The following is a 5,036-nucleotide window of genomic DNA, read 5'->3' on the forward strand; positions in this document are numbered from 1 at the left end:
TCTCCGTGCCCGACGCCGTCGCAAACGGCGGCCTCAGACCGCTACGCCAACCTAATTCCGAATGGGACTTTTGAAAAGAAATAATGCCCCTTACGACACTTTCTTGTTCCGCTCAGCCGCACGACCCAACTTCTCCGCCACCTTCTCACGGTCCTGCGCCTGCTGACGTTCCTGTGCCTGCTCACGGGTGCGCTCGGCGGCAAGCCGCTCCTGACGCTGCGCCTCTGCTTCATCGCGCCGATCGCGATCGACCGCACCGCTCAAGGTAGCCGCGAACGCATGCAGCCTGCCCGATATCCGCTGCCCTGCATCGCGCAGCCACTCGGTCCCACGCTCAATATACTGGCGCAGGCCCCGCTGCTCGATGACGCCGGCGTTGTGCTGGCCCACCATCGTTACCGGCTCATAGGCCCGCCCCTCCCGCATGGCCTGATGCTCGGCACGGCGTTCCATCGCCGTCGCGCTCGGCCCCATATGCACGGTCGCCTCCTGCTCGATTCCGCGTCGCTGGTGGCTGCGATGGTCCACCCGCTCCGGGACGTTCGCCCGTTCCAGCGCCGCATTCTGCATCTCGGCCCACCGGCCACGCCAGCGCTCAACCTCCCCGCTCGTCTTCTGGTCCAGTTCGCGGGTCTTCGCGCCCAACCCTTCCGGGCCGATCCGCCGCGTCGTCGTCAGCAGATGGGCGTGGTGGTTGCGATGGTCGCCCTCGCGACCTGGTGCGTGGATCGCCACGTCCACCGCCACCCCATGCCGCTCGCTGATCTCCCGTGCGAGGCCCAGCGCAAGCTCGCGCCGCGCCTCGGCCGACAACTCGGCGGGCAGCGCGATTTCATATTCGCGGGCGACGGTCGAGTTCTTGCGCGTCTCGGCCTGCTCGGCGGCGTTCCAGAGCACGGTCCTGTCACTGGCCCACGCCGGGGCGTCGGCGGGCACGACAAGGGCGTTATGTTCGACGCCCTGCTTGCGGGTGTAATCGTGGACGAGGCCGGTGCGCTCGTCCGTGATTTCGACACCCGCACGATAGGCTGCCGCTGCCGTCGCGCTGCGACCGGCGGAACGGCCTATCGTCTTCACCGCAAGATGGAAACTCGCCATCGCCGCGCCCTTGCTAGCCATGCGGGAGCATGGCGCGGGCGACAGCCCGCTGGGGTTCAGGGGTATCCCCTGACGCACGCAAACGCAAGTTTGCATAAGTGCGCCCTTCCTCTCTTTCGCTCGGTCGGGTCTGGTGCTATCAGTATCGCACAGCGAAAGGATTGACCATGGCTGCTCCCACGCCAGAGGCTATCGAAACCGCCCGCCGCAAGGTACAGCAGGCCAAGGCCCGGTTGCAGGCATTGGAAGCTCGCGCCGCCACCCTTAACCGCAAGGCTGATGCCCGCCGCAAGATCATCCTCGGCGGTCTGCTCCTCGATGCCGCCATGAAAGACCCCGCATGGGAATCTCGCCTCAATGACCTGATGAGCCGGATCAGCCGCGATCAGGACCGCAAGGCGTTCGAGGGCTGGACCTTCAAGGGTGGCCCCGCCGATGCCTGATCCCTTCGACCCTGCCGAGTTTGATGCTCCCCCTCCCTCCGATCCCGGCGCAGACTATCGCACCCTGCTCGACGCCATACGCAAGGCCGGGGCCGAAGGGGTCGCCCAGCAGGTCGCCGCACTGGCCCAGAAGATCGAGCAGGACGCCCACCAGCGCGCCGAATGGACCGCACAGGCAGGCGTGGGGGTCAATGCCCTCCACCGGGCCGCTGGGGAGCTTCAGCGGGTCAGCGCAGGGGTCTGGTGGGATCGCCTGAAGGAATGGATCACCGCCGCCCTCATCGGGCTGGGACTGATCTTCGCCGCGGCCCTCGCCTATCGCTGGGCGCAGGAACCCAAGATCGAGCGCCAGCTATACGGATGCACCGCCAAATGGGACGCCAAAGCCCAGACGTGCAAAGGAAAGTGGGTGCCCCTCTATGAGCAGCAGCCCTGATTTAGCGCGATAATTGATATTCGCGGACAAGGATCGATGCAGGGACATGCCATGCCCGTTCGATTTTGCGGATCATGTGGAGGGTCAGCCCCCGCTTGCGGGCCAGAACCTCGGTCGCGCGCGATTGCCCGATCAGGGACGCCAGATCGGCGCGGGTGCGCCCGTCCGCCTCCATGGCCGCTTCAATCGCTTCCACCGGGTCCAGCTTGTCGACCGGCCACCGCTTCCGCTCATATTCATCGACCAGGGTTGCCAGCACATCGAGACGATCCTCGTCCGCGCTGCCCGCTTCCGCGTTCCAGAGAACGCGGATTTCATCGACCGCCGCCCGATGGTCGTCATCGTTCCTGATAGGTCTGATATCCATTTGCCTGTCCTTCAAAACTGATCGACGGTCGCGGCGTCGATGCGGTCATATTCAGCATGTGTTCCAATAAACTTTATGAAAGCGATCCCTCGCCGGAAATGGAACGCAACAATCATTCTATGATCTCCGCCCGCCACTTCAAATCTAACCCGTTCCGCCGTCACTGTTTTTGCTTTTGAAAAATCGGCCATGACTTCGATTGTCGAAGACCAGTCCGCATTTTCTGCAACCTCTAGCCAATGTGTCAGTGACGCACGGGTCAGAGGATGCGTCGTGGAATAGGCTACGATGTTTTTGCGGGCGATGATCCTCATGGGTAGGCTATGTCATTTCCCAATATGGGAAACAACCCTTAATTCCCATATTGGGAAGCTATAGAAACTGGCATCAGTCCGGTTTCCCTTTTGGTGCCCGTTAGGGCACGCCTAGCCCTTGGATCGCACAGACCTGCCACCAACCGCTCCCCTGCGCTCTACGAGCCGGAAATCGCCGCCCGCACCCCCTGATAGCCAATTGGAACCTTCCATCATTGTGCAACGTGGAAGGGGTGCGGATTCCTATTCGCCATTTTTAAAGTGTGCCGCGACTAGCGGCACTCGTCATTCCCGCCGCAGGCGGCCTGATTAGCGAGTTACCCACCCCTCGCCGTCGCCAGCTTTTGGATAGCGCTATGGCGAGGCATGGATAACTCGCAGACCCCTTTCAGGGGTAATCATAAGATCATAGAAGGAGATGAAAAAAAATGCTTTCTAATCAGTTGGTTGCTGAGGGGGGTAGTCCCACCAGCTATGGGACTACCCCGTCCCACCAGCTATGGGACTGGTTTGACAAATTTTATCAAAAAGTTGACAATAGATGTCCGCAAAAATAGACACTGACTGTCAGCCAGTGGCTAATTTTTGTTCACCGGTGAGACGGGGTAGTCCCATCGTGACCTGAAACTGGACACGGTTGAGCATAGGTAGATCATGACCGCAAAAGAGAAGGGCCTAGCTCTCGCCACCGCACCGGGAGGGACATGGGTGCAAACTGAGCGAGCAACCCATGAAAAATGGGCCAAGTTAATTGGTTCACACCCAAAGGCAGCCGCTCTCATGCACGTCATCGTCGGCAATATGGGGCGTCACAATGCACTTGTGGCCAGTGTGCCCAACCTACAGCGGATGATGGGTTGCTCTCGTAATACTGTCCTCCGGGCAATTAGCGTCCTTAGAGAACAGAACTGGATCGAAGTTCGACAGCTAGGCGGTGTCGGCACAACAAACGCCTACATCGTCAATGACCGAGTAGCATGGACTGGCAAGCGTGATGGCATCCGCTACAGCCTATTCTCAGCGGCTGTCCTTGTATCCGACGATGAGCAACCGGACAGAGCCGAGATAGGCACTCAGCCCCCCCTTGAGCGCGTCCCTTCGCTCTATCCCGGCGAACGTCAACTTCCTGCTGGTCCCGGCTTGCCCCCACCATCCCAGGGGTTTTTTGCAGGTATGGAACCTGATCTGCCTGCTACCGAACAACCAGAACCCGATCCAGCGATGCGCGAAGAACTCTCCGAACTTGTAAGCGGTCTATGCGACAAGCTCCGCGCACCCGCTTCTGACGATGCAACCGATATATAGCTAGTATACAGGCCAACTTAACAGCGAGTGACACTATGGGTATCACCCTAAGAGAAGCGTCGGAAAAGGTCGGTGTCACCCGCCAAACGCTCATGAAGGCAATCAAGACTGGACGTGTTTCCGGGGAAAAGTCAGACAATGGCGAGTGGCGGATTGAACCAGTCGAACTGTTCCGCGTCTGGCCCCCTGTAACCGAGGTGCAGCAACCTTTACAGCCAGACTTAACAAGCGGTGTCACCCCTAGTTTACAAGCTGAAAACAGGCTGTTGCGTGAGCAGGTTGCGGAACTGCGTGAAGAACGGAACGCTTGGCGAGAACAGGCGCAACGACTTGCCCTGACCGATCAACGCGCTGCCCCTCAATCTACTCCTCAGCGCGGTTTTTGGTCGCGCCTGTTCAGCCGCCAGGGCGACAGCCCTAGCGGCGAGGAATAAACCATGGATGCTCCAACCGGCCCTTTATGGTCCCAAGAACAGGCCATTGCCTATGAGGTCGCGCTGGAGGCCATCAACGATGTGATTGCGGGATATAGCGAGCAGATTGCGCTAGAGCAGGCCGGTCCAGCACCGAACACAAACCGGATTGCTTGGCTGGAAATGCGGACCGATCAGGCCGTTTCAGTCCACCACTCGCTTAACGTGTGCGATGACAGCAATGTGCAGCAGGCGATTTCCGAGTTTAGCGCCATCGTCCGTGCGCGAGGTTAGATATCACTGTCCCCGATTTTCGATCCCATGAACTTCCGTCCACTCCGCATCAACAATTTCATTGTCCTCCATTTGCTTCTGCTTCTGAGCCCGGGTTGCAAACTTAGGAGATCGTTTTTGCGGAGACGCTTTAAGACCTAGAGTTGTTAAAAGAACGCGGAAAAGCCAGATTGCTATAGAAATCATGATAGCAACAAATAATGGGCCGACTACGAAGCCACTGAACAATATTGCCCATCCGGGCGTCACCTCAAGGTTTGTGCGCCAGACAACGATTTGGCAGACATAATGCGAACATCGGCTAATTAGCGAGCTTGAGGCGCGACATGGGATCGTTGAGCTGGCGGAATTCACCGCCAGGCGGAC

General features: G+C 59.4%; 9 protein-coding genes. 5 read left to right on the plus strand and 4 right to left on the minus strand.

The annotated features are described in order from the left end of the window. Positions 1-90 precede the first annotated feature (90 nt). Positions 91-1,119: a MobQ family relaxase gene (gene mobQ, locus WA070_RS16160; protein ID WP_422634955.1), complete on the minus strand. Its 1,029-nt coding sequence runs from the start codon at positions 1,117-1,119 to the stop codon at positions 91-93. A 146-nt stretch (positions 1,120-1,265) separates the two neighbouring features. Here mobQ and WA070_RS16165 point away from each other — a divergent pair, with 146 nt between their 5' ends. Both WA070_RS16165 and WA070_RS16170 read left to right on the plus strand, forming a co-directional pair. Beyond that, positions 1,266-1,541, plus strand: a complete 276-nt coding sequence (locus tag WA070_RS16165) for a mobilization protein (protein ID WP_066564878.1) — start codon at positions 1,266-1,268, stop codon at positions 1,539-1,541. After that, positions 1,534-1,977, plus strand: coding sequence for a hypothetical protein (locus WA070_RS16170; protein WP_422634956.1), 444 nt, complete (start codon positions 1,534-1,536; stop codon positions 1,975-1,977). Before WA070_RS16165 ends, WA070_RS16170 begins: the two co-directional genes overlap by 8 nt. Position 1,978: 1 nt before the next feature. Here WA070_RS16170 and WA070_RS16175 read toward each other — a convergent pair whose 3' ends face one another. Together WA070_RS16175 and WA070_RS16180 are read right to left on the minus strand one after the other, a co-directional pair. Beyond that, positions 1,979-2,344: a helix-turn-helix domain-containing protein gene (locus WA070_RS16175; protein ID WP_422634957.1), complete on the minus strand. Its 366-nt coding sequence runs from the start codon at positions 2,342-2,344 to the stop codon at positions 1,979-1,981. An 11-nt stretch (positions 2,345-2,355) separates the two neighbouring features. Then, a complete protein-coding gene (locus WA070_RS16180) occupies positions 2,356-2,658 on the minus strand; it encodes a type II toxin-antitoxin system HigB family toxin (protein WP_422634958.1) in 303 nt (100 codons plus the stop codon). Positions 2,659-3,312: 654 nt separating this feature from the next. Here WA070_RS16180 and WA070_RS16185 point away from each other — a divergent pair. Genes WA070_RS16185 through WA070_RS16195 form a run of 3 tightly spaced genes read left to right on the plus strand, consistent with a single transcriptional unit; the run spans position 3,313 to position 4,670 of the window. After that, positions 3,313-3,963 carry a helix-turn-helix domain-containing protein gene (locus WA070_RS16185; protein ID WP_422634959.1) on the plus strand — a complete coding sequence of 217 codons (651 nt, stop codon included), beginning with the start codon at positions 3,313-3,315 and terminating at the stop codon, positions 3,961-3,963. A gap of 35 nt (positions 3,964-3,998) precedes the next feature. Next, on the plus strand, positions 3,999-4,397 hold the full coding sequence (locus WA070_RS16190; RefSeq protein ID WP_422634960.1) for a hypothetical protein: 399 nt from the start codon (positions 3,999-4,001) through the stop codon (positions 4,395-4,397). Positions 4,398-4,400: 3 nt separating this feature from the next. Beyond that, positions 4,401-4,670: a hypothetical protein gene (locus WA070_RS16195; RefSeq protein ID WP_422634961.1), complete on the plus strand. Its 270-nt coding sequence runs from the start codon at positions 4,401-4,403 to the stop codon at positions 4,668-4,670. Between the two features lie 3 nt (positions 4,671-4,673). On the opposite strand, the gene WA070_RS16200 is transcribed toward WA070_RS16195, so the two are convergent. Beyond that, a partial coding sequence (locus WA070_RS16200) for a hypothetical protein (RefSeq protein ID WP_422634962.1) occupies positions 4,674-5,036 on the minus strand: 363 nt, incomplete at its 5' end.

The sequence above is a fragment of the Sphingobium sp. genome (assembly GCF_049304695.1).
Taxonomy (GTDB): Bacteria; Pseudomonadota; Alphaproteobacteria; order Sphingomonadales; family Sphingomonadaceae; genus Sphingobium.

What these genes read in the sequence shown, in the direction of transcription:
- mobQ (WP_422634955.1), bottom strand. Translation starts at nt 1,119, where the DNA reads ATGGCTAGCAAGGGCGCGGCGATGGCGAGTTTCCATCTTGCGGTGAAG.
- WA070_RS16165 (WP_066564878.1), top strand. Translation starts at nt 1,266, where the DNA reads ATGGCTGCTCCCACGCCAGAGGCTATCGAAACCGCCCGCCGCAAGGTA.
- WA070_RS16170 (WP_422634956.1), top strand. Translation starts at nt 1,534, where the DNA reads ATGCCTGATCCCTTCGACCCTGCCGAGTTTGATGCTCCCCCTCCCTCC.
- WA070_RS16175 (WP_422634957.1), bottom strand. Translation starts at nt 2,344, where the DNA reads ATGGATATCAGACCTATCAGGAACGATGACGACCATCGGGCGGCGGTC.
- WA070_RS16180 (WP_422634958.1), bottom strand. Translation starts at nt 2,658, where the DNA reads ATGAGGATCATCGCCCGCAAAAACATCGTAGCCTATTCCACGACGCAT.
- WA070_RS16185 (WP_422634959.1), top strand. Translation starts at nt 3,313, where the DNA reads ATGACCGCAAAAGAGAAGGGCCTAGCTCTCGCCACCGCACCGGGAGGG.
- WA070_RS16190 (WP_422634960.1), top strand. Translation starts at nt 3,999, where the DNA reads ATGGGTATCACCCTAAGAGAAGCGTCGGAAAAGGTCGGTGTCACCCGC.
- WA070_RS16195 (WP_422634961.1), top strand. Translation starts at nt 4,401, where the DNA reads ATGGATGCTCCAACCGGCCCTTTATGGTCCCAAGAACAGGCCATTGCC.